This is a genomic window from Agrobacterium larrymoorei, from assembly GCF_013322225.1.
GTDB classification, from domain to species: domain Bacteria; phylum Pseudomonadota; class Alphaproteobacteria; order Rhizobiales; family Rhizobiaceae; genus Agrobacterium; species Agrobacterium larrymoorei_A.
Genome location: NZ_JAAMFB010000003.1, coordinates 146,172 through 172,338, shown reverse-complemented (window position 1 = coordinate 172,338; position 26,167 = coordinate 146,172). Strand labels below are relative to the sequence as shown.

Here is a 26,167-nt window from a genome sequence, read left to right as displayed (position 1 = left end):
TGGAAACGGCGCATCTCCCGCTACAAAGCTGTTCCGATTGAACCCCCATGTCAACGAAAATAGGGCGGCCTTGAAAAAACGTGTTCGAAATTTCTTGGATGCGTAGGCCGCATCCTTGTTTCATCCGTCAAAAACATGGGTTAAAAGCGCGGCAATCAAGGATGAGGTTTTTTCGATGGCAAGTTCCGAAAGCGAAATGCAGGCCCGGCTTCTGGCTCAGGCCCTTCCCTTCATGCAAAAATATGAAAACAAGACCATCGTGGTGAAATACGGCGGCCATGCCATGGGGGATCACGCACTCGGAAAGGCCTTTGCCGAAGACATCGCACTGCTGAAACAGTCCGGTATCAACCCGATCGTCGTTCATGGCGGCGGCCCGCAAATCGGCGCTATGCTCTCCAAGATGGGTATCGAATCGAAGTTCGAAGGCGGCCTGCGCGTGACCGACGCAAAGACCGTGGAAATCGTCGAGATGGTACTGGCGGGTTCAATCAACAAGGAAATCGTCGCACTCATCAACCAGACGGGCGAATGGGCGATCGGTCTTTGCGGCAAGGACGGCAACATGGTCTTCGCCGAAAAGGCACGCAAGACCGTGATCGATCCCGACAGCAATATCGAACGCGTTCTCGACCTTGGCTTCGTGGGCGAAGTCGTGGAAGTCGACCGCACGCTGCTCGACCTTCTGGCCAAGTCCGAAATGATCCCGGTCATCGCTCCCGTCGCGCCCGGCCGAGATGGTGCGACCTACAACATCAACGCGGATACCTTTGCAGGTGCGATCGCCGGAGCTTTGCACGCCAGCCGCCTGCTGTTCCTGACCGATGTTGAAGGCGTTCTCGACAAGAACAAGGAATTGATCAAGGAGTTGACCGTCTCTCAGGCGCGCGCGCTGATCAAGGACGGCACGATTTCCGGAGGGATGATCCCGAAGGTCGAAACCTGCATCGAGGCCATTCAGGCCGGTGTTCAGGGCGTCGTCATCCTCAACGGCAAGACGCCGCACTCCGTCCTCTTGGAAATCTTCACCGAAGGCGCAGGAACGTTGATCGTTCCCTGATCAAAAGAACAACAGCCCCAGGATGCCTGTGACGATCAGCAGGCATCCTGCAATCTCCATGGCATTCGCCCGCTCCCGGAACAGGAAGTAGGAAGCCATGAAGGTGAACACCAGTTCGATCTGCCCGAGCGCCCGCACGTAAGCGACCTGTTGCAGTGTCATGGCGGTGAACCAGCAAGCAGACCCCAGGACGCCTGCGATACCGACCAAAGCAGATGAGCGCCACGTCACCAGCACCTGCACGATTTCCCGTTTGTCTTTCCAGAACATCCACACCAGCATGAACACTGTCTGAAATGTGGTGACGCAGGCAAGCGTGGCGGCTGCGGACATGATCGCCCCCGCCCCCTCCAGTGATAGCGAAGCGCTGCGGTAGGCAACCGCCGAAATGCCGAAGACGCCACCGGACGCGATGCCGATAAGGGCTGTCCGGCTTGTCATGGCCACCAGTAGACTGCGCCACGACAGCGGCATGCGCGCCATGGAAATGATCATGACGCCGACGATGCCGACACTGATGGCGATGATTGAACCGGTCGTCAGTCTTTCACCGAGGATGAGGAAGCCAAACAGCGCCGCCTGCACCGGCTCCGTTTTCGAATAGGCCGTGCCGACCGCGAAGTTTCGCAGCGAAAACAGATACACAAGCATCATGGTCGCAAAAATTTGCGCCAGCCCACCGATCACCGCCCATATAAAAAACGACAGGCCGAATGATGGAAAGATTTCACCTGCGCCATAGCGGAGGAAAAGCACATAAAGTACCGCCAGCGGAAAGCCGTAGCCGAAGCGAACGAAGCTCGCGCCACGTGTGCCGAGCGAGCCTTGCAGGTGTTTCTGCAAGGCAGAGCGCAGGTTCTGCATGAAGGCAGCCGCGATGGTGATAGGTATCCAGAGTTCCATACACCATCGCTACCACGCAGATGTTTTCCTACCCAAGCTCGGAAAGCACAGAACCCGTCGCCTTTTCGATTTTCTTTACTGGCAGAAGCAGGCATAAAGCCTGCCATGAACACAAAGCCGAAAAACAGCCCGGACGCAGCGGACTTCAGTCATGTGAGCGAATGGGTCTTCGACCTCGACAACACGCTCTATCCGCACCACATCAACCTCTTCTCACAGATCGATAGCAACATGACCGCCTATGTGGCCGAGCTGTTGCAGATGGAGACGGACGAGGCTCGTAGCCTGCAAAAGCGCTATTACCATGAGCACGGCACGACGCTTCAGGGGCTGATGATCCATTACGGCATCGACCCCAACGACTTTCTGGAAAAGGCGCATGCCATCGACTATTCGGCGCTGCTTCCAGATCCAAAACTGGGTGAGGCGATCAAGGCCCTCCCCGGTCGCAAGTTCATTCTGACCAATGGCAGCGTCAAACATGCGCAGGCGGCTGCCGGTGCGCTCGGAATCCTCGATCATTTCGAGGATATCTTCGATATTGTTGCTGCCGGATACCTGCCCAAGCCTGCCAGCCAGACATATGAAAAGTTCGCGGCGCTGCAGAATCTCGACACGACCAAGGCAGCGATGTTCGAGGACCTGCCGCGCAACCTGACTGCCCCCAAGACACTTGGCATGAAAACCGTTCTTCTGGTGCCGCGCAACCTTGAAGGTATCGTCATGGAGCGATGGGAAATCCCTGCCGAGACAGACGACCACATCGACTACATCACCGACGATCTTGCATCGTTCCTCGATGTTTTGAACGAGGAGCGTCACAAAGCTTAGCGGATATATTACCAATTCTTCATCCACCTTACGGATGTTTAAGTGGCGACATGGCGTCGAGGCCCATACCTTTCTCTAAAGGGACACCAAAGGAAAGGTAACGACGATGATGAAACGAAAAATCGCCCTCACTGCTCTTGGCGGCGCCCTGTTGCTCAGCGCTGCGGCACCAATGGCATTTGCCGCACCACGCGGTGGCCCGGACAGGCATGGACCTCCCATGCGCCCGGAAATGGCGTTCGTTTATCTGCTGAAGACGGCTGACACGAACAAGGACGGCAAGGTGACCAAGGAAGAATTCACCACCCGTCAGGACGCGCTCTTCACCGAGATCGACGCCGACAAGGACGGTTCGATCACGCCGAAGGAAATGCGTGATTATCGCAAGACCAAGATGGAAGCCTGGCGCGAAGCTAACCCTCGCCCTGAAAAAGAAAATGCAAAGGCCGAGGGCGACAAGGCAGGTAAACATGAAGGCAAGCGCCATGAAACCCGCGCCGAGGGCAAGGGTTGGGGCAAGGGCAAAGGCAGGATGAACGGCATGTTCGCCATGGCCGACACCGATGGCAATGGCCAGATCAGCAAGGCGGAATTCACTGCGGCCGGAGACAAGATGTTCACCCGCCTCGACAAGAACAATGACGGCACCATCAACATCGATGACATGCCGGACCGTCCATTCCTGTAAGCGTCAGATCATATACGACAAGGCCCGCAGTTTGCGGGCCTTTCAACTTGCAGAGCAATGCATCTGTAGCCAGAACCAGAGGACAATTAAAGCGCGCCTAGTGCAGGCTGACGGTGCGCAACTCATCCTCGGCGGCCTTGAAGAAGGTGCTGGAGCGATTGTCCGTTAGCAGAATCGGTGTGCCGTCCGCGCCAAACAGCGCCCAGAGGTCGAGACCGGGATCGATCTGAGGAGCTTCCGGGAAACATTCCGTGACCTGCTCGGCGCGCATCTTGCGGATATATCCCACTTCCCCTGCTCCAATGTGAGCAAGCTGGGATCTCGTCAGGCGCGCATGCGCTTCTTTCAAAAGCATTTTCCAGCCTCCATATTCCAGGACCGCTGCGCCGATATGCGTCGCCTGAGCGTCCAGAATCCTAGTCTGGGACGGAAATGTTAATTTTCTTCACTATGTTGGCCATTTCAGGACGGATAAGTTCGATCGACAAAAGCCCGTTTTTGAGCCGGGCGTCGTTTACCTGCATGCCATCCGCTAGCACGAAGACCCGTTGAAACTGGCGTGCAGCAATGCCACGATGCAGGTAATCCCGCTTTTCCTGCTCCTGCTGGCGTCCGCGAATAATGAGCTGGTTATCGGCTGTCGTTACATCCAGATCGTCTTCGGAAAAACCGGCAACGGCTATGGTGATGCGTAAACGTTCGGGGCTTCCGCCTTCCGCCGCAAGACGTTCGATATTGTAGGGAGGATAGCCGTCATTCGATTTCGCCATACGCTCCAGCGTTTTTTCCATGGCATCGAACCCCAGCATCAGCGGGTGCGTGAACGGCGTCATGCGGCTCATATCTTCCTGTCCTTGTATCCAAGCGACCTTGTTCAGCCCCTTAAGCGGCGGCCTTTGTGCATATGGTAATATGGTGTTTGAAACTCAAGGCGATGGTAGAGCGAAATGCGCTTGAGCTTGACAAGCCCTTCAAAGCCGCCAGAAAAGACACACCAAAGCAAGACAGGATCAATCTATGGCCGAGCGCAGAAAAATCATCATCGACACCGATCCGGGACAGGACGATGCAGCAGCCATCATGCTTGCGTTGGCGAGCCCCGAGGAAATCGAAATCCTCGGCCTCTGCGCAGTTGCAGGCAACGTGCCGCTGAAGCTGACCAGCCGCAACATCCGCATTATGCTGGAGCTGTGCAAGCGCACGGAAATTCCCGTTTACGAAGGCTGCGAGCGCCCGCTGGTTCGCGCGCCGATTACCGCCGAGCATGTGCACGGTTCGACCGGCCTTGATGGCCCGACACTGCCGGAGCCGACGCTTGAAGCGCAGTCGCAGAACGCGATCGACTTCATCATCGAGACCCTGCGCCGCGAACCAGCGGGCACGGTGACGCTCTGCACGCTCGGCGCGCTCACCAATGTTGCGACCGCGCTTCAGAAGGCACCGGATATAGCGCCCCGCGTCAAGGAACTGGTGCTGATGGGCGGCGGCTTCTTCGAGGGAGGCAACATCACGCCTGCGGCGGAATTCAACATCTATGTCGATCCGCATGCAGCAGACATCGTCTTTCGTTCCGGTATTCCACTCGTCATGATGCCGCTCGACGTCACCCATCAACTTCTGACGACCAAGGCCCGCGTCGCTCGCATCCGCGAGATCGGCACGCCCGCCGCCATTGCCATGGTCGAAATGCTCGAGTTCTTCGAACGCTTCGATATCGAAAAATATGGCTCCGATGGCGGGCCGCTGCACGATCCGAGCGTGATCGCCTATCTGATCAAACCGGAACTGTTCGGTGGCCGTGACTGCAATGTCGAGATCGAGGTGAACTCCGAGCTTACCATGGGCATGACCGTGGTGGACTGGTGGAAGGTCACGGGTCGCCCGGCCAATGCGCGGGTGATGCGCGATGTGGACGCGGACGGGTTCTTCGAACTGCTGACGGAGCGGCTTGCCCGGATTTGACGTGGGCCTAAGAGGCCGCCTCACCCACGCCGTCATCCCGCACTTGATGCGGGACACCCTCTCCATCGTCATCCTCGGCCTTGAGCCGAGGATCTAACGAACCCCTTAATCAATCGTAGTAGATCCTCGGGTCAAGCCCGAGGATGACGTTGGTGGGTGTAGCTATGGCACTGCCCTCCCCTCCCCAAGAAAACTCAATGCTCATAATAGTCCGCAATGATCTTCCAAGCATCGTCGGCGGTTTCCACGAAGTGCAGCAGCTCCATGTCTTCCGGGGCGATGGTGCCGAAATCGGCAAGCGCCTTGAAGTTGACGATGGAATGCCAGAACGCCTCTCCGAACAGGATAAGCGGGATTGGGGCCATGCGCTTGGTCTGGATGAGCGTCAGCGTTTCAAAAAGCTCGTCCATCGTGCCAAAGCCGCCGGGAAACACCACAACCGCTTTGGCGCGCATCAGGAAATGCATCTTGCGGATGGCAAAATAGTGGAAGTTGAAGGCAAGTTCCGGCGTCACATAGGGATTGGGGGCCTGTTCATGCGGTAGCACGATGTTGAGGCCGATAGAGGGTGCGCCCGCCTCCGAAGCGCCGCGATTTCCTGCCTCCATCACGCCCGGCCCGCCGCCGGTGACGACGACATACTCACGGTGATCGTGTTTTTCCGCTTCCAAAGCGCAGATTTTCGCAAATTTGCGCGCCTCCTCGTAATAGACCGAGGCGGCTTCGAGATTTTTCTTCTGTCTGTCGTTGCGAGCCGCCCAGGCACTCGCACCCGGTTCGGGAATACGAGCGCCGCCGAAGAGAACCACTGTCGATTTGATGCCGCGCTCGGACAGCACCATTTCCGTTTTCAGAAGCTCCAGCTGGAGACGGATAGGGCGCAGCTCTTCACGGCAGAGGAAATCTGTGTCGGTGTAGGCGAGACGGTAGGATGGCGAGGCGGTTTGCGGGGTCTGCGGAACGACCTCGGCATGCTGCTTGTCATCGGAGCTGCTCTTTAATGGGTCCCAGACGCCGTCCTTGCGCCGCAGCTTGCCGTTTTTAAGTTTCGCCATTTCCATGCCTTTCATTCGCCCGCATCAAATCACATTGACGCCTTTGGAACACTCGCTTAGAGCAATTGGCCGTGTCCGGCCAGCGGTGCGGATGTTTCCCTGCATTTGACGATAGTCAGCGAAGTTTAAGGAATTCTCATGAGCAGCTCGGAACTTGGCTCCCTCGAAAAAATCATCGAAACCGCCTTCGAAAATCGCGACAGCGTGAACCTTTCCACCAAGGGCGAAATCCGCGATGCAGTCGAAACCTCGCTGAACCTTCTGGACGCCGGTCAGGTCCGCGTCGCTGAAAAGGGCGCTGACGGGAACTGGACGGTGAACCAGTGGCTGAAAAAGGCCGTGCTGCTGTCCTTCCGCCTCAACGACATGGAAATCGTCACAGGCGGTCCGGGCGAATCCACATGGTGGGACAAGGTGCCTTCCAAGTTCGAGAACTGGGGCGAGAACCAGTTCCGCGCCGCAGGTTTCCGCGCCGTGCCGAACGCCGTCGTGCGCCGCTCTGCCTATGTTGCCAAGAACGTGGTGCTGATGCCATCCTTCGTCAATCTCGGCGCTTATGTCGATGAAGGCACCATGGTCGATACATGGGCGACCGTCGGCTCCTGTGCGCAGATCGGCAAGCATGTTCACCTTTCCGGCGGCGTTGGCATCGGCGGCGTTCTGGAGCCGCTTCAGGCTGGTCCGACCATCATCGAAGACAACTGCTTCATCGGCGCGCGTTCGGAAGTCGTTGAAGGCTGCATCATCCGCGAGGGCTCCGTGCTTGGCATGGGCGTCTATATCGGCAAGTCCACCAAGATCGTGAACCGCGCCACCGGCGAAATCTCCTATGGCGAAGTACCCCCCTACTCGGTCGTCGTTGCAGGCGCTATGCCCGGCAAGCCGTTCCCGAACGGCGAGATGGGTCCAAGCCTCTACTGCGCCGTCATCGTCAAGACCGTCGACGAGAAGACCCGGTCCAAGACCGGCATCAACGAGCTGCTCCGCGACTAACATTAGGCCAAAGCCATGACTGCTACCGATCCCGTCGCCAATCTCGCCGCCCTCATCCGTTGCCCTTCGGTAACGCCTGCGGAGGGTGGCGCGCTGACGCTGCTCGATACGCTTCTGTCGCCGCTCGGCTTCACGGTGGATCGCGTGACGGCGACGGAAGACGGGACGCCGGACGTGGAGAACCTCTACGCCCGCCTTGGCACCGATGGTCCGCATCTGATGTTTGCGGGCCATACCGATGTCGTGCCCGTGGGTGACGAAGCGGCGTGGACGCATCCGCCTTTTTCCGCCGAGATTTCCGGCGGTGAGATGTTTGGGCGCGGTGCTGTGGACATGAAAGGCGGCATCGCCTGTTTCGTGGCCGCCATTGCCCGCCATATCGAAAAGCATGGCGCGCCCGAAGGCTCCGTCTCCTTCCTCATCACTGGCGACGAGGAAGGCCCCTCGATCAACGGCACCTCCAAGCTCTTGGAATGGGCGGCCGCCAAAGGCGAGACGTGGGACGCATGCCTTGTGGGCGAACCGACAAACCCGGACCAGCTTGGCGACATGATCAAGATCGGTCGTCGCGGATCGCAATCCGGCCGTATCACCGTGCATGGCGTGCAGGGCCACGCAGCCTATCCGCATCTGGCAGACAACCCCATTCGCGGGCTGCTGCAGCTGACCCATGCGCTGATGGACCCGCCATTCGACAATGGCACGGACAACTTCCAGCCTTCCAATCTGGAAGTGACGACCGTGGATACCGGCAACGCCGCAACCAACGTCATTCCGGCCAAGGCGAGCGCCGCCTTCAACATTCGTTTCAACGACACATGGACTGCCGAAACCGTCCGCGCCGAGATCATCCGCCGTCTGGATGAGGCAGCCGCAAACGGCGCGCTGCGCCCGGATCGCGCGCCGGTGAAATACGATATCGTCTGGGCAGATCGCCCAAGCCACGTCTTCCTGACGCGCAACAATGCGCTGATCTCATCGCTCTCCGGCGCGGTTGCAGAAGTGACGGGCACGGAGCCGAAGCTCTCCACAACCGGCGGCACCTCGGATGCCCGCTTCATCAAGGATTACTGCCCGGTGGTGGAATTCGGCCTCGTCGGCCAGACCATGCACATGGTGGACGAGCGAGTATCGGTCGCAGACCTCGAAACACTGACGCGCATCTATGAGACCTTCATCACCCGCTGGTTCGCCCATGCCGCCACGGAGTGAGGTCGCCTATTATCTGCGTGGCCTTTGGTTGCTGTTTCTCGGCAATCCCGAAGGCGCGAAGCATCTGGATCTGAGCCCGCGCGGCATGTCGCGGTCGTTTTATGCCGCACTCTGGTGCCTGCCGTCCATGGCGCTTTCCTGGTACTGGTGGCACGAGGCCTACGTTTCCGTGCTGCCCGAGGGAACACGCACCGGCGGGATATTCTTTTTCCGGCTGGCGCTGGTGGAGGCCATCTGCTGGATGGTGCCGCTGGTCCTGATCGGACTGCTGCTTGCCGCCTTCAACGCGCGTGAAAAGTTTCCGGCACTCGTTGTCGTGGCGAACTGGCTGTCGCTGCCATTTTCCTATGCCTATGCGGGACTGATCCTGATTGCGCTGCTTCTGCCCGCACTTCAGGGGCTGGTGGCGATCCTGTGGTTCACGCTGCTGCTGACGCTGGTCTTCACCTTCTCGCGCATCGTCAAATTCTTCGTGCGCGACCAGCCGCTGCTCGTCACCGCGCTGGTGATGACGCTGCTCGTTCCCGGCATGATTTTGTCAGAGGTGTTACAGCGGTTTCTGGGTGTTTATCCGAGCTGATTTTGCACGGCAATCCTCCGCATCTCACCTCATTCCTGTGCTTGTCACAGGAATCCAGCCAGCCCAAGTCTTTGGGCGGGAAGACTCTTAGCGCTGCGCAGACGCGCGACGACTGGATCCCTGTGACAGGCACAGGGATGAGGGAGGAGAAATTAGCGAGAGACGACCTCACCATCTTCCTTGGTGAAGCTGCCGATATCCGCATTCGGCAATATCTCCAACACCACTTCTGAGGGACGGCAAAGCCGCGCACCCTTTTCCGTGACCACGATGGGCCGGTTGAGGAGAATGGGGTGGGCTTCGATGGCGTCCAGAAGTACGTCGTCGCTCAACGCTTCATCGGCAAGACCCAGTTCCGCATAGGGCGTCCCCTTTTCCCGCAGAAGCGCGCGTAGCGGCACGCCGATCCGCTTGGCCAGATCGACAATCTCCTGCCGAGATGGCGGCGTCTTCAGATATTCGATGACCACCGGCTCCACGCCCGATTGGCGGATCATGGCGAGTGTGTTGCGGGAGGTGCCGCAGGCCGGGTTATGATAGATCGTCACCGTCATTAACTGTCTCCGTTCTCGGCAGCCATGGCGGTATGACGTCCGGGTAATCCACCTGCATGAAATAGAGCCCTTCCGGCGGCGCGACCGGGCCGCAAGCCTTGCGATCCCGAGCTTCGAGGGCGGCCCGCACATCATCCGGCGTCATTGCGCCCTCGCCTGCCATTTTCAGCGTACCGGCGAAAGACCGAATCTGGTTATGCAGAAAACTCTGGGCGGTCGCGCGGATTTCGATGAGATCGCCGTCGCGCGTCACATCCAGCCTGTCCAACGTTCTGACCGGGCTGTTCGCCTGACAATGGGCGGAGCGGAAGGTGGTAAAATCATGCCGCCCCACCAGCATCTGCGCTGCCGCATGCATGGCCTCATGGTCCAGATCCTTCGCCACCCACCATGCGCGTTTGTGTTCCAACGCAAGGCGCGAGCGGCGGCAGATGATGCGGTAGAGGTAATGGCGACGAGTGGCCGAGAAGCGGGCATCGAAATCTTCGGTAACCGCTTCAACATCCAGAACCGAGACAGCCTCAGCCGCCATCGCCAGATGGGCGTTTAGGGCGTTGCGCAGCTTATAGGGCTGCCAGTCACGCGAAAGATCGACGTGGGCCACCTGCCCTCTGGCATGAACGCCGGAATCCGTTCGCCCCGCACCGCGAATGCTGACCGTTTCCTTGGTCAAGGACAGAATAGCAGTTTCGAGCGCGGCCTGAACCGAGGGACCGACAGCCTGACGCTGCCAGCCGTAATAAGGCGTGCCGTCATATTCCACGGTCATGCGGAAACGCGGCATCAGCCGAGCCTCGTGCCGGGCGGCACAGGCGTTCCCCGCAGGAAATCTGCCGCCAGCATCGGCTTTCCGCCTGCCTTCTGCAAGCGAACGAGACGCACCGCGCCGCTTCCGCAGGCAACCGTCAAAGCGTCATCGAGAATGGAACCCGCCTCGCCCATGCCGGTGGCAAGCTCGCTCGCCAGCACCTTCACACGTTCCGGCTTGCCGTTGATGTCCATTTCAAACCATGCGCCGGGAAAGGGCGAGAGGCCGCGAATGTGGTTGTGCACATCCTGAGAAGGCTTAGAGAAACCGATGCGCGTTTCGCCCTTGTCGATCTTGGCGGCATAAAGCACGCCCTCTTCGGCCTGAGCCTCAAGCGGCAGATCGTTGTCTTCCAGCTTCTGCATGCCCTCGCGCATCAGGCGGCTACCCGCCAGCATCAAGCCGTCGTGCAGCTCGCCTGCCGTCATGTTTTCGGTGATGGTGATCTTCGCCGTCAACGCCACAGGGCCGGTGTCCAGCCCCTTTTCCATCTTCATCACCATGATGCCGGTCTCGGCATCGCCCGCCATGATGGCGCGCTGAATGGGGGCCGCACCGCGCCAGCGGGGCAGCAGCGACGCGTGGCCGTTATAGCAGCCAAGCCGCGTGCCGTTCAAAATCGCTTCCGGCAACAGTAGGCCATAGGCGACGACCACGGCCACATCGGCGTTGAATTCGATAAACTGCTGGCGGTCTTCTTGCGCCTTGAAATTCAGCGGCGTCAGGACCGGGATGCCGAGCAGTTCGGCGGCCTGATGCACGGGCGACTTCTGCAAATCGAGCCCGCGACGACCGCCGGGGCGCGGCGGCTGTGTGTAGACTGCCACGACCTGATGACCGGCATCGACCAGCGCGCGCAGTGTCGGCACGGAAAAGTCCGGCGTTCCCATGAAGATGATGCGAAGAGCCATGTCCGCCCCCTGCCCTGCCGGTTCGTCTAGACGGCCTTGCGGCCAACCCGATCAGATCTTGGCGCGGGCTGCCTTGGTGAATTTCTTGATGACCATGTCACGCTTGAGGCGGGAAATATGGTCGATGAACAGGACGCCGTTCAGATGATCGATTTCGTGCTGCAAACATGTTGCCAAAAGGCCGTCGGCCTCAACCGTCTGCTGCTTGCCATCGCGGTCGATGTAACCCACCGTCAGCGAAGCGGGGCGTTCGACTTCGGCGTAGTAATCCGGGATCGAAAGGCAGCCTTCTTCGTAGGTCGAGACATCATCCGAAACCTTGAGGATTTCCGGGTTGATGAAGACGACCGGCTTTTTATCCTCGTCCTCACGCGAAACATCGATCACCAGCATGCGGCGCGGCACGCCGATCTGGATCGCGGCCAAGCCGATGCCCGGCGCGTCATACATGGTTTCCAGCATGTCGTCTGCCAGACGCACAATCTCGGAATCCACCGTCTCGATGGGCTTGGATTGCTGGCGCAGCAGCGGATCGGGCAAAATGATAAGAGGCTTGATGGTCATGGCTTCCCATAACGCATCTGAAACGCGGAGGAAACAAAAAACACGACGCTTTTCAACACGAAGGCTGTGACGAGGACTCATTTTCGCCGTGGACGTGTTCTTGTTTTGTACGAATCAGAATTAATCTGTTAGATTGGCTCATGAACATCGATCTCAATGCGCTCGGCAGCACGGCTTTCAGTTTCGGAACGGTCCACATATCGGTCGGCGCGCTGATTCTGGCGCTGGTGTTGATCGTGCTGGTCGTCGCCATCTTCATAATGCGGAAACCAGCCGTTCCGGATCAATCCCGGAACGATTTGGCCGAACTTCTGAAAACCCAAGCGGAGTTGCAGGGCCGTATCGCCGCGATGGCCGATACGTTTTCGGCCCGCCAGAACGAGATGAGCCAGACGCTGAACGAACGTCTCGATGGCATGTCGCAGCGGCTTGGCACGACCCTGACGGAACAGACGCGCTCGACACATGAGAACCTCAGCAAACTACAGGAGCGCCTTGCCGTCATCGATGCCGCGCAGGGCAATATCCAGGATCTTGCCAAGGATGTGATCGGCCTTCAGGCGATCCTTTCCAACAAGCAGACCCGTGGTGCCTTCGGACAGGCGCGCATGGAAGCGCTGATTGCAGATGCCCTGCCCGCAGGCGCTTTCCAGTTGCAGCCCACGCTTTCCAATGGCTTCCGGCCCGACTGCACCATCAAGATGCCCAACAATGCGCCGCCGTTGGTGATCGACGCCAAGTTTCCTCTGGAAGCCTGGAACGCACTGAAGGCCGATGAATCGCCCGACGCCAAGCGCGCCGCCAGCCAACAGTTTCGCCGCGATATGGAAGTGCATATCCGCGATGTCGCGGAAAAATACCTGATCACCGGCGAAACGCAGGATACGGCCTTCATATTCGTGCCATCGGAATCGATCTTTGCCGATATACATCAGCATTTCGAATATCTCGTCCAGCGTGCCCACCGCGCTCGTGTCGTCATCGTCTCGCCCTCGCTGCTGATGCTCTCGGTTCAGGTCATCCAGTCGGTTCTGAAGGACCAGCGGATGCGCGAGCAGGCCCACCTCATTCAGGGCGAAGTCGCGCTTCTGATGGACGATGTGCGGCGCCTCGATGAGCGGACGCGCAAGCTGCAAACCCACTTCGGGCAGGCGCAAAAAGACATCGACATGATGCTGACCTCGTCCGACAAGGTTCTGGCGCGTGGATCGAAAATCGAAAGCCTCGATTTTTCACCCACGCCCAAGGATATTCAGCACCTTGAGGCGGAAAACCTGCGGCGCATAGCGGATGCGCGTTCAGGCGCAGCAAAGCTTCGAGTCGTGGACGACGAATAGCGCAATCGCTGCACACTCGACGACGCGCGAAAATCGATTTCCGATTTCGCTCATGATGCGCTAGCAATGTCATCCGTCTTTCAACCGTCGTTCAATGAGTTCGCCCGCATGATTACTGTTTTCGGCTCCATAAACATGGACCTCGTCGCCATCTCGCAGCGCCTGCCTAAGCCAGGCGAAACGGTGACCGGTAAAGCCTTTTCGACGGCGGCGGGTGGCAAGGGTGCCAATCAGGCGCTGGCCGCGCGTCGCGCCGGTGCAGAGGTCAAGATGGCAGGTGCCATCGGTGACGACAGTTTCGCAGCCCCTGCGCTGACGCTGCTGCGAGATGCGAGGGCCGACCTCTCGCTCGTAAAAACTGTTGCGGAGCCGACCGGAACTGCTGTCATCCTCATTGGTGAGGGCGGTGAGAATATGATCTCCGTCATTCCCGCCGCCAATGGCACCGTCTCCCCTTCGGATGCGGAGCGGGCAGTCTCGGAAATGAGCGCGGGCGATATTCTTATGCTCCAGATCGAGATTCCCGCAGACGCGATCGAAGCAGCGTTCAACGCCGCCAAAGCTAAGCGCGTGACGACGATCTTCAACACCGCGCCGCTGACTGCCGATGCGTCGCGCCTGTCCAAACTGGCCGATATCCTCATTGCCAACGAAACGGAATTCGAACTGCTGATCGGCAAGAGCGAATTATCATCGGCTGCGCGTGAACAGGAACTCGTCGCGCTTCACGGTGAAACCGGCCAGACGCTGATCGTGACGCTGGGCGCGGAAGGCGTCATCGCCATCCGCAATGGCAAGGTCTTCAAAACCACCGGGCTGAAAATAGAGCCGGTGGATACGGTGGGCGCAGGCGACACCTTCTGCGGTTATCTCGCTGCTGGTCTCGATGCCGGTCTCGATTTCGAAAAAGCACTCCGCCGCGCCGCCGTTGCCGGTTCGCTGGCCTGTACCCGTGAAGGCGCACAGCCATCTATTCCGGTTGCTTCGGAAGTTGACGCAAAAGCCTGACGACTGTCGGGCTTTTTAGACCTTCAGGAAAGTCAGATAGGCGGAACTGCGGCCTTCGCGTTTCGCCTTGTTCTCGTAACGCGTGCCGGGCCAGTTTTCGTAGGGCGTCAGCCAGTCGGCGGAGGTCTTTGCCTGCCACTCGAACCCGCCGTGGCGGACACAATGCTGTAGCGTCCAGTTGATGTAGGTGTCGATATCGGAGGCGAAGCAGAATTTCGCTCCAGGCTTCAGCACCCGGTGAAAGCGCGCAAGATTGACGTCCGACACGAAACGACGCTTCCAGTGCTTCTTCTTCGGCCATGGATCTGGATAGAGCAGATCGATATGGTCGAGTGATGCATCCGGCAGCCAGTCAAGCAGTTGCGTGGCATCGTCGTCATAGAGCCGGATATTCATCAATTCTTTTTCTTGCACAGCGCCCAACAGCTTCGCCATGGAATTGACGAAAGGCTCGACGCCGATGAAACCCGTGCCGGGATTTTCGGCGGCGCGGTGTACCAGATGCTCACCACCACCAAAGCCGATCTCGAGGCGGATCGACTTCACGTCGGCGGGAAAAAGCGCGGCAAGCGGCGTTGGCGGCGGTGTGGAGAGATCCACCTTCAAGAGCGGCAGGAGGTTCTCAATGGACACAACCTGCTGGCTGCGCAAGGGCTTGCCCTTGCGTCTTCCATAGAACGCTTCCGTCGACCGTGAACGCCGCTCTTCCGTCATTGTCTCTCACTTTAGTAAAATAGACGAACCCGCGCCTTACCGTTTCATCGGCACTGCGCGGGCTTCAAAGTTCGTGAGACCGTATCTCTTAATTGACCGTTGATAGCAAGCCTCAAGCGGCCTTCAACGCTTCCTTGAGCGGCTTTACAAGGTCGATCTTCTCCCAGGAGAAGGACCCGTCGCGGCCAGCCTTGCGGCCGAAGTGACCGTAGGAGGAGGTCTTTGCGTAGATCGGCTTGTTGAGGTCGAGGTGGCGGCGGATGCCCGATGGCGAAAGGTCCATGACCTTGCGGATCGCGGCTTCGACTTCATCTTCGCTGATCTTGCCCGTCTGGTGCAGGTCGACATAGACCGACAACGGCTGTGCGACGCCGATGGCGTAGGAAAGCTGGATCGTGCAGCGTTCTGCGAGACCCGCAGCCACAACGTTCTTGGCGAGGTAGCGCGCAGCATATGCAGCCGAACGGTCGACCTTGGTCGTATCCTTGCCGGAGAATGCACCACCACCGTGAGGGGCAGCACCGCCATAGGTGTCCACGATGATCTTGCGGCCCGTCAGGCCAGCGTCACCATCCGGGCCGCCGATCACGAACTTGCCGGTCGGGTTGATGTACCACTGGCAATCATCGGCGATCTTGAGGTCGCCCAGAGCTTCGCGGATATAAGGCTCAACGACGGCGCGAACTTTCTTGGAGTCCCAGCTTGCGTCGAGATGCTGGGTGGACAGCACGATGGAGACCGCTTCTGCAGCCTTGCCATCCACGTAACGGACCGTCACCTGGCTCTTGGCGTCGGGGCCGAGCTTTGCAGCCTCACCCTCGCCGCTCTTGCGAGCGTCTGCGAGGAGCTGGAGAATGCGGTGGGAATAATAGATCGGTGCCGGCATCAGGTCCGGCGTTTCCTTGCAGGCGTAACCGAACATGATACCCTGGTCGCCAGCGCCTTCGTCACCCTGCTTGTCGGATGCGTTATCGACGCCTTGCGCGATATCGGCAGACTGCGGGTGCAGAAGCACATCGATCTTCGCCGTCTTCCAGTGGAAACCGTCCTGCTCGTAGCCGATGTCGCGGATCGCCTTGCGGGCGGCAGACTTGAACTTCGACGGATTGATGACGGGATGGCCGGAAGCATCCTTCACGACATTGCCGTCCTTGTCCTTCTTCAGAAGCGTATCGGGAACGCGCACTTCACCAGCGATGACGACTCGGTTGGTGGTGGCAAGCGTTTCGCAGGCGATGCGCACGGTCCATGGATCGACGCCGGTCTTGGCGGCTTCGCGATAGATCAGATCCACGATTTCATCGGAGATACGGTCACAAACCTTATCAGGATGACCTTCAGCAACGGATTCGCTGGTGAACAGGTAATTGGCGCGCATGCGGGATTCCCCTCAAAGAACAGGTCTGTCGGCTTGGTTATCATCTTGGACGAGAAAAACAAGGACAGAACGACATAAATATATCTTTATATCGGAATTCCTACCGAAAGATTAGGCAATAAAAAACGGCCCCGAAGAGCCGTTTTCAATTCTCATTGCAATAAGGGAAGCGCTTACTCGACGTCCGCTTCGGCCGCCAAAGCCTTCACCAGATCGACGATACGACGACGGACCTTCGGATCGCTGATCTTTACAAAGGCGCGGTTGAGCTGGAGCCCTTCCGAAGACGACAGGAAGTCTACCACGTAGTTCGAGCTGGACGCTTCCGCCATGCCCGTCGCAGACGTAGGATGATCGCCCGGCGCGTCTTCGAAGAAGAAAGAAACCGGGACGTTCAAAATGGCAGAAATGTTCTGCAACCGGCTGGCGCCGACGCGGTTCGTGCCTTTTTCATATTTCTGAATTTGCTGGAAGGTGATGCCGAGGCTTTCACCGAGCTTTTCCTGGCTCATTCCCAGCATGGTGCGGCGTAGGCGGATGCGGCTCCCGACGTGAATGTCAATCGGGTTAGGCTTCTTCTTATTTTCAGTCATTCGTTCGTCCTGACATCCTGTTGTCGGCCAATATTGCATTTTTGCGTAAAACCGTCGAGGTCAATCGACGCGCCATGCCCCCAAGATCATGTGCGTCACGCAATCTCACTCTCGCACTATGCAATTTTAGGGGTTTTTGGTCAATTCTGACGCCGGAGCAAACCATTTCCTGCAATCAGCGCGACGCCAATAAAAGTTATAAACAACAACCAAAAGTGCTTCTGCCGATTCCCTTCACTCGCAAGCCCTTGCAGCGCACCACTCAAAGTAGAATCGATTATACCGATTTGACCGTAGTCAAGTCCTGCGGCAATTCGCCCCAGGGGATCGATAACCGCTGAAATGCCCGTATTGGCGGCGCGAATCACCGGGAAGCCTGTTTCGACCGCGCGTATCCGCGCCTGCTGAAAATGCTGGTAAGGGCCCGGTGTATTGCCGAACCAGCCATCATTGGTAACGTTGACGATGGCCTGCGCAGAAGCGATATCCTGCGGCACTTCATCGGGGAAAATGATCTCGTAGCAGATGAAGGAGAAGAGCTTCTTGCCGGACGGCAGGGTTATGGGGATTCGTGTCGGCGCAGCGGAAAAGCCGCCGGGAAGGCTGACGAGGTTTTCGATGCCGAACTGCCGCAGGGTGTCTTCAAAAGGGACATATTCGCCGAATGGCACGAGATGGACCTTGTCCGTCGCCCCAATGATCTGACCCTGGCTGTCGACTGCATAAACGGAATTATAATAGCGTGCGGGATGGCCCGGCCCCGCATCTTCCATGCGCACAGCGCCGGTCAGCAAAATCTGACCGTCCTCCAGCACGCTGGCAATTTCCGCCAGCGCATCCGGGTTTTGCGTCAGGATGAAAGGAACGGAGGTCTCCGGCCAGACGATGATGTCGGGTCGCTTTTTCCCCGGTGATGGCGGCAGGCCAGTCAGTCGAAGATGCTCTTTGAATATCTCGACGCGGTCCGCATTCAGCATCTTGCGGGACTGGTCGATGCCCGGCTGCACGATGCGCACCGACATATCACCTTCCGCCGGTTCGACAGCACCATGCAGACGGTAGGCGCCAAAACCCAGATGAAAGGACAGCATGGCTGCGGCCAGCAGCAGGCCGGGCACCATTCCCTTTTTGGTTCCCAACAGCGCCGGACTTGAGAAGACGAAGACAGCCAGCATCGATACGCCGAAAATGCCGATGAGGGCAGATGTCTGCATCATCAGCGGTATGGGCATGATGCCGTAACCGACGGCGTTCCATGGAAAGCCCGTGGCAACAAAACTGCGCAGCCACTCACAAAGGCCGAAGGCTGCCGCAAGGGCTGCGATCCTGCCCCAGCCATCGGACCAGATCATATTGGCCAGCATCACGGCCAGGCCATAAAACAGTGCCAGAAAAGCTGGCAATCCTAGAACTGCAAGCGGCAAGGCCCACGCAAATTCCTCTGCCTCCAGCAGAAGCGCGTTGCCCATCCACCACAGGCTGGCGACGAAGTATCCCAGGCCGAACAGCCATCCAAGGGCGAAACTTTTCGCTGAGCGCGAAAAAACCTTCCCGTCTGGGTGACCGGTGGTTCCGTCCAGAAGCCAGACCAGAAGGGTAAAAGAGACGAACAATGCAGCGAAGAAGCCGACGGGCGGCAATGCCAAAGCACCGATTGCGCCAGCCAGAACAGCGATGACTGCGCGCCTCGCTCCGCTGCTCAACATTACCCTGCCTGCCAGTCGCTCCATATATGTTCGATCTCCTCGACGGGCACAGTTAGGCTGCGAAACACAGCAAATGCTCTAACGGAAAAGAAAAGCAGCGTCCACCGCGCCGACCGTAGGGCGCTAGGCGAAGAGAAAGCGACCGCGAGATAAACTCTCGCGGTCGCATCATTTTCCATCAAACAGAAGCGCCATCCGTGCTGCGGGCAGGCGTCGGCAACGCCATCAGTGCGTTCGCACGGGCATCGGCAGGGGCCTGATCGTCCTCGCCTTCGGAAGCATGACTGCGCTCGATCCGAACGCCCTTGATACGGCGGGAATCCGCGTCGAGAATATGGAACTCGAAACCGGGAACCGCACGCACAACTTCGCCCTTGGTCGGGATGCGGCCCAGAGCAAAGAAGATCAGTCCGCCAAGAGTATCGATTTCCTCGATGTGTTCACGAACGTCGAAGTCGGGGCCTATGGCCTCTGTAAGATCGACCAGTTCCGCGCGCGCATCCGCTATAACGACATCGGGCGAGAGACGCGAGAACATCGCCTCGTCCTTGTCATGCTCGTCATCGATATCGCCGATCACCATTTCCACGATGTCCTCGTGGCTGACCAGACCATCCGTGCCGCCATATTCGTCGATCACCAGCGCAAGCTGCGTGCGCTGCGCCTGCATGCTCTTGAGCAAGTCGGACGCCAGCATGGATGGGGGAACGAAGAGGATTTTACGCACGACGCCCGCCTCGGCGAGCGTCTTCTCGAGATCGACCCGCGCCAGATCAAAATTCACCGGTGCGGAACGCGACATCTTTCCATCCTCACCAGCAACGATCGGACTGACGTTGCGACGTTTGTTGAGGGCCTGCCGCCCCACATAGGAGAGAAGATCGCGGATATGGATCATACCCTTTGGATTATCCAGCGTATCGTCATAAACCGGCATACGGGAACGACCGCTTTCTTCGAAAAGGATCATCGCCTCGCCGATGGTCATGCTTTCATCAAGACCCTCGATATCGACGCGGGGAATCATGATGTCCTCAACGCGGACTTCGCGAAAACGGAGGATGTTGTTGAGCATTACCCGTTCTTCGGGCGAAAAGGCCGCGCCGATTTCGGTATCGGTCATCAGCGCATCGGTGATTTCTTCGCGGAGCCGCTCACCTTGCGACGGCTTCAAAAGCCGCGATACCCTTGACCAGAAGGTAGCCTTGGGCTTGGCATTGTAGTCCTGTCGTAACGGACTACTGCCCTCCTCCGATGAGGACTGTTCCCCGGTGTCTTTGCCCTCATGGGGCGGTCGTGAAGAATTTTCGTTCATTGTTCCAAACAGTTCGATCAAATCGGATCCTGATCCGCATAGGGATCAGATAGGCCAAGAGTGGCCAAAATGCGAGTCTCAAGCGCTTCCATTTCCTCCGCCTCATCGGTTTCCAGATGGTCGTAACCGAAGAGGTGCAGGAAGCCATGCACCAGAAGATGGGTCAAATGATCCTCGAAACTCCTCTCAAGATCAAGAGCTTCCCGCTCTACTGTCTCCCGCGCAATCACGATATCGCCCAGCATCGGCCCCGGCATGCCGCCCGGTTCCAGTGGAAATGCCGGAAAAGAAAGGACATTCGTCGCCTTATCCTTATCGCGCCATTCCGCATTTATTTCCCGGATGGCCGCATCGTCGGTGAAGACCAGAGACAGTTCCACCGGCATTTTTGGGAAGGGCTGGTCTTCCTCTGTCTTGAGAAAGCTCACCGCCGCATCCACGACTTTCCTACTGAAAGCGAAAAGTTCTTCCTCCGAGGGCCAACTTTCGGCCTCGACACTGATCTGAATATCCAGCGCTGTCATGCTTGTACTTTAGTTTCCTCTGAAGTCGCTGTCCCGATGAGAACGACTTCTCCAGTATTCCGTCATCCTCGGCTTGTTCCGGGGATCTGCAACGGCTTGATTTTATTCGGCGTGGTTGGATCCTCGGGACAAGCCCGAGGATGACGGAAGTCCAAGGACTTCCCTCGTCAATTGCCTCTTGGCAGGCTCTCATCCGGCACCGCCGTATGCGCCTCGTAGGCACGCACGATGCGGGCAACCATCGGATGGCGCACCACATCCACGTCCTTGAAGCGGACGACGGAGACGCCCTCCACCTCTGGCAGAATTTGCAACGCTTCGACCAGACCGGACTTCACGCCACGCGGCAAGTCCACCTGGCTTGGGTCGCCGGTCACGATCATGCGGCCGTTTTCGCCAAGACGCGTCAGAAACATCTTCATCTGCATCGTCGTGGTGTTCTGCGCCTCGTCCAGAATGACGGCGGCGTTGGCCAACGTGCGTCCGCGCATAAAGGCAAGCGGCGCGATTTCGATGACGCCTGCCTGAATGGCACGTTCCACCTTGTCACCCGGCATCATGTCGTAAAGCGCGTCATAAAGCGGACGAAGGTAAGGATCGACCTTTTCCTTCATGTCACCTGGCAGGAAGCCGAGACGCTCGCCCGCTTCGACGGCGGGGCGAGACAGGATGATGCGATCAACAGCGCCGCGCTCCAGAAGCTGGGCGGCATGGGCAACGGCCAGATAGGTCTTGCCCGTACCGGCAGGGCCAACACCGAAGACAAGTTCCGACTGTTCCAGCGCCCGCATATAGACGTCCTGCGTCGGCGTGCGGGCATTGATCGTTTTCTTGCGGGTGGAAATTTGCGCCATCGACACTTTGGCTTTGCGCTCCATTGTCGGCAGGGTCAACTGGTCATCCGCAGCAACGGCCATGCGGATTGCGCCTTCCACATCGGAAAGCTCGACCGTGCCGCCTTTCAGCAGGCGTTCATAGAGGAAATCCAGCGCGCGGCGAGCCTGATTTGTGGCCACCAGCTCGCCCGTAATCGCAACCGAATTGCCGCGTGGGCGGGCGTCGATATTGAGCCGCTGCTCCAGCAATTTCAGGTTTTGATCGAACTGACCGAATAGCTCTCCCGCTATCCTGTTATTCTCGAACGTGAGGACGAAGTGATTGGCGTCGGTCGCGGCTGAGCGTGGCTGGCGCGATGAAGGTGATACCAATTCATGTGCGTTCAAGCGGTCAGGCTCCTGTCCCAGGTCAGTTCCGGTTCCCAACTCTAACTCTATGCCACCTCGGCAAACAAGCTGTTTGGACCGGTATCGGTGATTCGTACATGAACAATGTCACCGATTTTCATGTTCTTTGCATCAAGATTCACAGATTGCAGCCATGGAGAACGACCTATCAACTGTCCAGGCATCCGGCCCGGCTTTTCCAGCAATACATCCATGGTCTTGCCCACCAGCGAAGCGGCAAATTCATGCTGCTGCTTTAAGAGCAGCGCCTGCAATCTTTCCAGCCGTTCCGACTTCACGTCTTCCGGCACCTGATCGGTCAGATCGGCTCCGGGCGTTCCCGGACGCGTCGAATATTTGAACGAAAAGGCCTGCGCGTATTTCACGGTTTCCACAATGGCGAGTGTATCTTCGAAATCCTGATCCGTCTCGCCGGGGAAACCGACAATAAAGTCTCCCGACATGGCAATATCAGGGCGGGCGCCACGGATTCTTTCGATCAGCCTAATATATTCCTCGCCCGTATGGCGGCGGTTCATGGCTTTGAGGATGCGATCCGAGCCGGACTGCACCGGCAGATGCAGGTACGGCATCAGAATGCGCAGGTCACGATGCGCCTCGATTAGCCTGTCATCCATGTCACGCGGATGGCTGGTGGTGTAGCGAAGCCGTGCGAGACCGGGAATTTCCGCCAGACGGTAAAGCAGTTCGGCAAGACCCAGCTGTTCGCCTTTCGGGCCGGTCGAGCGCCATGCGTTGACGTTCTGGCCAAGCAAGGTGATTTCCCGCACACCAGCATCAACGAGTTTCGTTGCCTCGTCCACGATCTGGTGAACCGGACGCGACACCTCGGAGCCGCGTGTGTAAGGCACCACGCAGAAGGTGCAGAACTTGTCGCAGCCTTCCTGCACGGTCAAAAACGCGGTGACGCCACGCGAGCGCAGCTTCGCCTTTTCCGCCACCGGCAGATGCTCGAACTTGTCTTCGACGGCATATTCCGTCTCGATCACCCGCTCACCACCGCGCACGCGTGCGAGCGCCTGCGGCAGACGGTGATAGGTCTGCGGGCCGATGACGACATCGACGGCGGGCGCACGGCGCAGGATTTCCTCGCCCTCGGCCTGCGCCACGCAACCGGCAACGCCGATCACGAATTCACGACCCTGCTCCTCACGGGATTTCTTCATGTCACGCAGGCGACCGAGCGCGGAATAGACCTTTTCCGCCGCCTTTTCACGGATATGACAGGTGTTGAGCAGAACCAGATCGGCCTCGCTCATCTCTTCCGTCTGCTCGTAACCATCCTTCGCCAGAGCATCGCTCATACGAACGGAATCATAGACGTTCATCTGACAGCCATAGGTTTTGATGAAAACCTTGCGGCTGTTCGTTCCATGGGAAACGGCGGTCGGTGCGGCATCGAGGCCGGGCGTGGCTTGGGTCATCGTGTCGGTCATGGCCGTTATCTAATGATTTTCTAGGCCCAGTTAAATAGAAAAATGCGAGAAATGCGGGCTTATCGAGACTTTCGCCAGCCGCCGCGCAGGCTGAAATTCAGCATGGTGCGAACAGCCATGGTCGTATCAAGGCTGAGCGTCTTGCGATTATCGCCCTTATGGAAGGGGATCGCATCACCGAAGGTCACGTCCACATCGATAGCGCCCGCCTTCATCACACCCATCAGGGAGGGGATCAGTTCGATGCTGCCGGGCCATGCCACCACGGGCCGGTGAAAGCGACCCATGGCCGTGCCGTGGATGCCGGTATAGGCGATGGCGACCGGCTGGACATAGACAAGGCCGCCCGGCACCTGATCTGCAGCGCTGGATGCCGCACCGAACAGCGAGGATTTCATCGGCAGCAGCCGGTTGCCATCCGAGGTGGTGCCTTCGGGAAACAGGACGACGATCTCAGCGCCCGCCATCCGCTCGGCAATTTCATTGACCTGCGCCCCTGCACTACGTCTCTGCTCCCGCGCCACGAAAATCGTCTTCTGAAGCCGTGCCAGCAGGCCGAAGACGGGCCAGTCGCGCACCTCCGTCTTGGCAATGAAAGCGACATCGGCGACGCTGCCCAGCACCATGATGTCTTTCCAGGAAATGTGGTTGGACACCAGCATCAGCGGCTTGGCACGCTCCGGTTCGCCATGCACATGCACGCGGATGCCGAGCGTGTGGCAGGCGACCCTGTGCCACAGACGTGGCAAGGTGCGACGGATCGGCCAGTCGAAATAAAGACCCAGAAGCTGCACCGGCAACAGCACCAATGTCAGCACTGAAAGCACCAGCAGCAGGTAGGCGATCCGAAGCCACATCATCGCATCATTCGCTCCGTGACCCCGGCCTTTTTCAGCGCTCTTCCGGTTTCAGCGGAACGCCGTAAAGTTCGAGCCTATGGTCCACCAGCCTGAACCCGTGTTCGCGGGCGATCTTTTCCTGAAGCGCTTCGATCTCGGCGGAGCGAAACTCGATGACGACGCCGTTCTTGAGATCGATCAAGTGATCGTGGTGCTCTTCCGGCACGGTCTCATAGCGCGAACGACCGTCACGGAAATCATGACGTTCAATGATACCGGTGTCTTCGAACAGTTTGACGGTGCGGTAAACCGTTGAAATCGATATTTTCGGATCGACGGCGGAAGAACGGCGATAAAGCTCCTCCACGTCAGGATGATCCTCGGACTCCTGAAGAACGCGGGCGATCACGCGCCGCTGGTCGGTCATGCGCATGCCGCGCTCCGCACATAATTCTTCAAGCGTTTTCGAAAGGTCTACCACGTTATCAGGCCTTCAGATGCTTCGTTGGTTCGGCGTGCTAAACGCCGGATATTGTCACTATAGGGGAGTTAGCGAAGATCGCGCCGCATGACAAGCGCCGTGGACTTTGTCCCATCTTTCGCTGTGTAATAGGCCTTGCGTTCTGCCACCGTCCCGAAGCCCAGCTTCTTATAGAGCCCGATGGCGGATGCGTTGGCGCCATCCACCTCCAGAAACATGGTCTCCGCCCCGCGCATAAGTGCTTCGCGCATGGCTGCCTGCATCAGCCGCCAGCCAAGCCCGGCGCGGCCAAATTTCTCGCTGACCGCAATCGTCAATATTTCTGCCTCACCGCCCGCCTCACGCGAAAGCACGAACCCGCCGAGCGGTTTGCTGAAGAAGGCATTGGTCTGGCGGGCGACGGCACCGAAGACGCTATTTTGCGAAAGAAGCCCGCTAAACTCGCCGTCATTCCATGGCTGTGGAAAGCGGTTGCCGTGAAGCTCCGAGACATCCGAGCAATCCTCATGCGCCATGGGCAGGATTTCGAAATAAGGCTTCCAGCTCAGATAGTCGTCGAACATTTTAAGGGAATCATCCGCCGTGAATATCAACCCGGCGTATCAGGCCATTGGACGGCGTTCCAGTGCAAATCCGTGCTGCGGCTTGGCATCCGGCCCGCGTAGATAAAGCGGGGCAGGCTTGGGCTGTCCCGTCTGCTTTTTCGCGCCGACACGAGCCACCGTGGCGATCGGAAAATGATCCGGGCCGGAGCCGGTTTCTTCACCGGCAAAAAGCGGCGCAGCGGAGCCGATTATTACGCCATAGAAACCGGAAAGCATGGACTTTGCATCTTCCAGCGAAACAAGTGCCGCGTCGTTCAAAGGTAAACCGTCCGCGGCGAATTTCTGGAGGTAACATTCCTCCCGCTTGGCATCGAGGCCAACCGCTACGGCTTTACCGGGGTTTTGCAGCAAATAATGTGCCGCCAGTGTTTCCAGCGTGGTTATCCCCACGGCCTCGACGCCGAGAGAAAGCGCAAAGCCTCGGGCGGCAGCAACGCCGACGCGAATGCCGGTGAAGGAACCAGGACCGATGGTGACAGCGATCCGCTCGACAGCATCGAGCCCGACCCCCGCTTGCGAAAGTGCGCCGTCGATGATGCCCATCAGCAGTTCAGCATGGCCCTTGCCGATATTTTCGGTGACTTCGCCCAGCACCGTGTCTGCCGTGCTGTCATAGATGCAGGCGGAGCAATCGACGCCGGAGGTATCAAGGGAAAGAACGATCATTTGGAGAGCCGGATTTCATTCATGTTCTATGTAAGCGAGGCGGGATCGACATATCCAGCCAACGCGGCCGGAAATTAGGGATAAACGCCAATCCAAACTCCACGTCATCCTCGGGCTTGACCCGAGGATCCGCCCACGTCGAGCCAGTTGCTACGGCAGCAGATGCTCGGGACAAGCCCGAGCATGACGAAGGCGACGTA

The 26,167-nt window shown here is 58.4% G+C and carries 29 protein-coding genes; 9 read left to right on the top strand and 20 right to left on the bottom strand.

The genetic code is table 11. The features are described from left to right. The first annotated feature begins 175 nt into the window (after window positions 1-175). Window positions 176-1,060 carry an acetylglutamate kinase gene (argB, locus tag G6L28_RS01265; protein WP_174061960.1) on the top strand — a complete coding sequence of 295 codons (885 nt, stop codon included), beginning with the start codon at window positions 176-178 and terminating at the stop codon, window positions 1,058-1,060. Here argB and G6L28_RS01260 read toward each other — a convergent pair whose 3' ends face one another. Then, window positions 1,061-1,963 (bottom strand): DMT family transporter, encoded by a 903-nt coding sequence (locus G6L28_RS01260; RefSeq protein WP_174061959.1) that lies wholly within the window; start codon window positions 1,961-1,963, stop codon window positions 1,061-1,063. Between the two features lie 105 nt (window positions 1,964-2,068). On the opposite strand from G6L28_RS01260, the gene G6L28_RS01255 reads away from it, so the two are divergent. Further along, a complete protein-coding gene (locus G6L28_RS01255; protein WP_174061958.1) occupies window positions 2,069-2,794 on the top strand; it encodes a pyrimidine 5'-nucleotidase in 726 nt (241 codons plus the stop codon). Between the two features lie 106 nt (window positions 2,795-2,900). Continuing rightward, window positions 2,901-3,482, top strand: a complete 582-nt coding sequence (locus G6L28_RS01250; RefSeq protein WP_174061957.1) for an EF-hand domain-containing protein — start codon at window positions 2,901-2,903, stop codon at window positions 3,480-3,482. Window positions 3,483-3,579: 97 nt separating this feature from the next. On the opposite strand, the gene G6L28_RS01245 is transcribed toward G6L28_RS01250, so the two are convergent. Further along, window positions 3,580-3,837, bottom strand: a complete 258-nt coding sequence (locus G6L28_RS01245; protein ID WP_174061956.1) for a DUF1150 family protein — start codon at window positions 3,835-3,837, stop codon at window positions 3,580-3,582. A 61-nt stretch (window positions 3,838-3,898) separates the two neighbouring features. Beyond that, complete coding sequence (locus G6L28_RS01240) at window positions 3,899-4,324, bottom strand: Hsp20 family protein (protein ID WP_174061955.1); 426 nt, start codon at window positions 4,322-4,324, stop codon at window positions 3,899-3,901. Between the two features lie 175 nt (window positions 4,325-4,499). Here G6L28_RS01240 and G6L28_RS01235 point away from each other — a divergent pair, with 175 nt between their 5' ends. Next, complete coding sequence (locus tag G6L28_RS01235) at window positions 4,500-5,444, top strand: nucleoside hydrolase (RefSeq protein ID WP_174061954.1); 945 nt, start codon at window positions 4,500-4,502, stop codon at window positions 5,442-5,444. A gap of 194 nt (window positions 5,445-5,638) precedes the next feature. Here G6L28_RS01235 and G6L28_RS01230 read toward each other — a convergent pair whose 3' ends face one another. Then, the gene (locus tag G6L28_RS01230) at window positions 5,639-6,499 is read right to left on the bottom strand and encodes an LOG family protein (protein WP_174061953.1); all 861 of its coding nucleotides are present in this window, start codon (window positions 6,497-6,499) and stop codon (window positions 5,639-5,641) included. Between the two features lie 138 nt (window positions 6,500-6,637). Between G6L28_RS01230 and dapD the strand changes: the two genes are divergently transcribed. Genes dapD through G6L28_RS01215 form a run of 3 tightly spaced genes read left to right on the top strand, consistent with a single transcriptional unit; the run spans window position 6,638 to window position 9,284 of the window. After that, window positions 6,638-7,492 carry a 2,3,4,5-tetrahydropyridine-2,6-dicarboxylate N-succinyltransferase gene (dapD, locus tag G6L28_RS01225; protein WP_174061952.1) on the top strand — a complete coding sequence of 285 codons (855 nt, stop codon included), beginning with the start codon at window positions 6,638-6,640 and terminating at the stop codon, window positions 7,490-7,492. A 15-nt stretch (window positions 7,493-7,507) separates the two neighbouring features. Further along, on the top strand, window positions 7,508-8,704 hold the full coding sequence (gene dapE, locus G6L28_RS01220) for a succinyl-diaminopimelate desuccinylase (protein WP_174061951.1): 1,197 nt from the start codon (window positions 7,508-7,510) through the stop codon (window positions 8,702-8,704). Beyond that, the gene (locus tag G6L28_RS01215; protein WP_174061950.1) at window positions 8,688-9,284 is read left to right on the top strand and encodes a hypothetical protein; all 597 of its coding nucleotides are present in this window, start codon (window positions 8,688-8,690) and stop codon (window positions 9,282-9,284) included. Before dapE ends, G6L28_RS01215 begins: the two co-directional genes overlap by 17 nt. Window positions 9,285-9,436: 152 nt before the next feature. On the opposite strand, the gene arsC is transcribed toward G6L28_RS01215, so the two are convergent. The 4 genes from arsC to def are packed head-to-tail and all read right to left on the bottom strand — an operon-like array spanning window position 9,437 to window position 12,121. Next, a complete protein-coding gene (gene arsC / locus G6L28_RS01210; RefSeq protein ID WP_174061949.1) occupies window positions 9,437-9,838 on the bottom strand; it encodes an arsenate reductase (glutaredoxin) in 402 nt (133 codons plus the stop codon). Continuing rightward, window positions 9,816-10,622: a tRNA pseudouridine(38-40) synthase TruA gene (gene truA, locus G6L28_RS01205; RefSeq protein ID WP_174061948.1), complete on the bottom strand. Its 807-nt coding sequence runs from the start codon at window positions 10,620-10,622 to the stop codon at window positions 9,816-9,818. Before truA ends, arsC begins: the two co-directional genes overlap by 23 nt. Further along, window positions 10,622-11,557, bottom strand: a complete 936-nt coding sequence (fmt, locus tag G6L28_RS01200; protein ID WP_174061947.1) for a methionyl-tRNA formyltransferase — start codon at window positions 11,555-11,557, stop codon at window positions 10,622-10,624. The genes truA and fmt overlap by 1 nt, the downstream gene beginning before the upstream one ends. A gap of 51 nt (window positions 11,558-11,608) precedes the next feature. After that, entirely contained in the window at window positions 11,609-12,121 is a 513-nt protein-coding gene (gene def, locus G6L28_RS01195; protein WP_174061946.1) for a peptide deformylase, read from the bottom strand. 140 nt (window positions 12,122-12,261) lie between these two features. Between def and G6L28_RS01190 the strand changes: the two genes are divergently transcribed. Both G6L28_RS01190 and G6L28_RS01185 read left to right on the top strand, forming a co-directional pair. Next, complete coding sequence (locus G6L28_RS01190; RefSeq protein ID WP_174061945.1) at window positions 12,262-13,458, top strand: DNA recombination protein RmuC; 1,197 nt, start codon at window positions 12,262-12,264, stop codon at window positions 13,456-13,458. A gap of 108 nt (window positions 13,459-13,566) precedes the next feature. Then, on the top strand, window positions 13,567-14,466 hold the full coding sequence (locus G6L28_RS01185; protein WP_174061944.1) for a ribokinase: 900 nt from the start codon (window positions 13,567-13,569) through the stop codon (window positions 14,464-14,466). Between the two features lie 15 nt (window positions 14,467-14,481). On the opposite strand, the gene trmB is transcribed toward G6L28_RS01185, so the two are convergent. The 12 genes from trmB to tsaB form a co-directional block, all read right to left on the bottom strand. Further along, window positions 14,482-15,180, bottom strand: coding sequence for a tRNA (guanine(46)-N(7))-methyltransferase TrmB (gene trmB, locus G6L28_RS01180; protein ID WP_174061943.1), 699 nt, complete (start codon window positions 15,178-15,180; stop codon window positions 14,482-14,484). A gap of 112 nt (window positions 15,181-15,292) precedes the next feature. Further along, window positions 15,293-16,558, bottom strand: coding sequence for a methionine adenosyltransferase (gene metK / locus G6L28_RS01175; RefSeq protein WP_174061942.1), 1,266 nt, complete (start codon window positions 16,556-16,558; stop codon window positions 15,293-15,295). Between the two features lie 173 nt (window positions 16,559-16,731). Beyond that, the gene (locus G6L28_RS01170; protein WP_174061941.1) at window positions 16,732-17,151 is read right to left on the bottom strand and encodes a helix-turn-helix domain-containing protein; all 420 of its coding nucleotides are present in this window, start codon (window positions 17,149-17,151) and stop codon (window positions 16,732-16,734) included. A gap of 140 nt (window positions 17,152-17,291) precedes the next feature. Next, window positions 17,292-18,881, bottom strand: coding sequence for an apolipoprotein N-acyltransferase (lnt, locus tag G6L28_RS01165; protein ID WP_174061940.1), 1,590 nt, complete (start codon window positions 18,879-18,881; stop codon window positions 17,292-17,294). A 154-nt stretch (window positions 18,882-19,035) separates the two neighbouring features. Beyond that, on the bottom strand, window positions 19,036-20,172 hold the full coding sequence (locus G6L28_RS01160) for a hemolysin family protein (RefSeq protein WP_174061939.1): 1,137 nt from the start codon (window positions 20,170-20,172) through the stop codon (window positions 19,036-19,038). Between the two features lie 17 nt (window positions 20,173-20,189). After that, on the bottom strand, window positions 20,190-20,696 hold the full coding sequence (gene ybeY, locus G6L28_RS01155; protein WP_174061938.1) for an rRNA maturation RNase YbeY: 507 nt from the start codon (window positions 20,694-20,696) through the stop codon (window positions 20,190-20,192). A 167-nt stretch (window positions 20,697-20,863) separates the two neighbouring features. Beyond that, on the bottom strand, window positions 20,864-21,919 hold the full coding sequence (locus G6L28_RS01150) for a PhoH family protein (protein WP_174061937.1): 1,056 nt from the start codon (window positions 21,917-21,919) through the stop codon (window positions 20,864-20,866). 47 nt (window positions 21,920-21,966) lie between these two features. After that, window positions 21,967-23,364 carry a tRNA (N6-isopentenyl adenosine(37)-C2)-methylthiotransferase MiaB gene (gene miaB, locus G6L28_RS01145; RefSeq protein ID WP_174062032.1) on the bottom strand — a complete coding sequence of 466 codons (1,398 nt, stop codon included), beginning with the start codon at window positions 23,362-23,364 and terminating at the stop codon, window positions 21,967-21,969. A 71-nt stretch (window positions 23,365-23,435) separates the two neighbouring features. Further along, on the bottom strand, window positions 23,436-24,236 hold the full coding sequence (locus G6L28_RS01140; protein ID WP_174061936.1) for a lysophospholipid acyltransferase family protein: 801 nt from the start codon (window positions 24,234-24,236) through the stop codon (window positions 23,436-23,438). A 31-nt stretch (window positions 24,237-24,267) separates the two neighbouring features. Further along, window positions 24,268-24,696 carry a transcriptional repressor gene (locus G6L28_RS01135; RefSeq protein ID WP_174061935.1) on the bottom strand — a complete coding sequence of 143 codons (429 nt, stop codon included), beginning with the start codon at window positions 24,694-24,696 and terminating at the stop codon, window positions 24,268-24,270. Window positions 24,697-24,764: 68 nt separating this feature from the next. Beyond that, window positions 24,765-25,259, bottom strand: a complete 495-nt coding sequence (locus tag G6L28_RS01130; RefSeq protein ID WP_174061934.1) for a GNAT family N-acetyltransferase — start codon at window positions 25,257-25,259, stop codon at window positions 24,765-24,767. Window positions 25,260-25,298: 39 nt separating this feature from the next. Next, window positions 25,299-25,967 carry a tRNA (adenosine(37)-N6)-threonylcarbamoyltransferase complex dimerization subunit type 1 TsaB gene (gene tsaB, locus G6L28_RS01125; protein ID WP_174061933.1) on the bottom strand — a complete coding sequence of 223 codons (669 nt, stop codon included), beginning with the start codon at window positions 25,965-25,967 and terminating at the stop codon, window positions 25,299-25,301. Window positions 25,968-26,167 lie beyond the last annotated feature (200 nt).

Excerpts from the sequence above, each read along its gene's own strand:
- argB (WP_174061960.1), top strand. The coding sequence starts at position 176 with ATGGCAAGTTCCGAAAGCGAAATGCAGGCCCGGCTTCTGGCTCAGGCC.
- G6L28_RS01260 (WP_174061959.1), bottom strand. The coding sequence starts at position 1,963 with ATGGAACTCTGGATACCTATCACCATCGCGGCTGCCTTCATGCAGAAC.
- G6L28_RS01255 (WP_174061958.1), top strand. The coding sequence starts at position 2,069 with ATGAACACAAAGCCGAAAAACAGCCCGGACGCAGCGGACTTCAGTCAT.
- G6L28_RS01250 (WP_174061957.1), top strand. The coding sequence starts at position 2,901 with ATGATGAAACGAAAAATCGCCCTCACTGCTCTTGGCGGCGCCCTGTTG.
- G6L28_RS01245 (WP_174061956.1), bottom strand. The coding sequence starts at position 3,837 with ATGCTTTTGAAAGAAGCGCATGCGCGCCTGACGAGATCCCAGCTTGCT.
- G6L28_RS01240 (WP_174061955.1), bottom strand. The coding sequence starts at position 4,324 with ATGAGCCGCATGACGCCGTTCACGCACCCGCTGATGCTGGGGTTCGAT.
- G6L28_RS01235 (WP_174061954.1), top strand. The coding sequence starts at position 4,500 with ATGGCCGAGCGCAGAAAAATCATCATCGACACCGATCCGGGACAGGAC.
- G6L28_RS01230 (WP_174061953.1), bottom strand. The coding sequence starts at position 6,499 with ATGGCGAAACTTAAAAACGGCAAGCTGCGGCGCAAGGACGGCGTCTGG.
- dapD (WP_174061952.1), top strand. The coding sequence starts at position 6,638 with ATGAGCAGCTCGGAACTTGGCTCCCTCGAAAAAATCATCGAAACCGCC.
- dapE (WP_174061951.1), top strand. The coding sequence starts at position 7,508 with ATGACTGCTACCGATCCCGTCGCCAATCTCGCCGCCCTCATCCGTTGC.
- G6L28_RS01215 (WP_174061950.1), top strand. The coding sequence starts at position 8,688 with ATGCCGCCACGGAGTGAGGTCGCCTATTATCTGCGTGGCCTTTGGTTG.
- arsC (WP_174061949.1), bottom strand. The coding sequence starts at position 9,838 with ATGACGGTGACGATCTATCATAACCCGGCCTGCGGCACCTCCCGCAAC.
- truA (WP_174061948.1), bottom strand. The coding sequence starts at position 10,622 with ATGCCGCGTTTCCGCATGACCGTGGAATATGACGGCACGCCTTATTAC.
- fmt (WP_174061947.1), bottom strand. The coding sequence starts at position 11,557 with ATGGCTCTTCGCATCATCTTCATGGGAACGCCGGACTTTTCCGTGCCG.
- def (WP_174061946.1), bottom strand. The coding sequence starts at position 12,121 with ATGACCATCAAGCCTCTTATCATTTTGCCCGATCCGCTGCTGCGCCAG.
- G6L28_RS01190 (WP_174061945.1), top strand. The coding sequence starts at position 12,262 with ATGAACATCGATCTCAATGCGCTCGGCAGCACGGCTTTCAGTTTCGGA.
- G6L28_RS01185 (WP_174061944.1), top strand. The coding sequence starts at position 13,567 with ATGATTACTGTTTTCGGCTCCATAAACATGGACCTCGTCGCCATCTCG.
- trmB (WP_174061943.1), bottom strand. The coding sequence starts at position 15,180 with ATGACGGAAGAGCGGCGTTCACGGTCGACGGAAGCGTTCTATGGAAGA.
- metK (WP_174061942.1), bottom strand. The coding sequence starts at position 16,558 with ATGCGCGCCAATTACCTGTTCACCAGCGAATCCGTTGCTGAAGGTCAT.
- G6L28_RS01170 (WP_174061941.1), bottom strand. The coding sequence starts at position 17,151 with ATGACTGAAAATAAGAAGAAGCCTAACCCGATTGACATTCACGTCGGG.
- lnt (WP_174061940.1), bottom strand. The coding sequence starts at position 18,881 with ATGGAGCGACTGGCAGGCAGGGTAATGTTGAGCAGCGGAGCGAGGCGC.
- G6L28_RS01160 (WP_174061939.1), bottom strand. The coding sequence starts at position 20,172 with ATGAACGAAAATTCTTCACGACCGCCCCATGAGGGCAAAGACACCGGG.
- ybeY (WP_174061938.1), bottom strand. The coding sequence starts at position 20,696 with ATGACAGCGCTGGATATTCAGATCAGTGTCGAGGCCGAAAGTTGGCCC.
- miaB (WP_174062032.1), bottom strand. The coding sequence starts at position 23,364 with ATGACCCAAGCCACGCCCGGCCTCGATGCCGCACCGACCGCCGTTTCC.
- G6L28_RS01140 (WP_174061936.1), bottom strand. The coding sequence starts at position 24,236 with ATGATGTGGCTTCGGATCGCCTACCTGCTGCTGGTGCTTTCAGTGCTG.
- G6L28_RS01130 (WP_174061934.1), bottom strand. The coding sequence starts at position 25,259 with ATGTTCGACGACTATCTGAGCTGGAAGCCTTATTTCGAAATCCTGCCC.
- tsaB (WP_174061933.1), bottom strand. The coding sequence starts at position 25,967 with ATGATCGTTCTTTCCCTTGATACCTCCGGCGTCGATTGCTCCGCCTGC.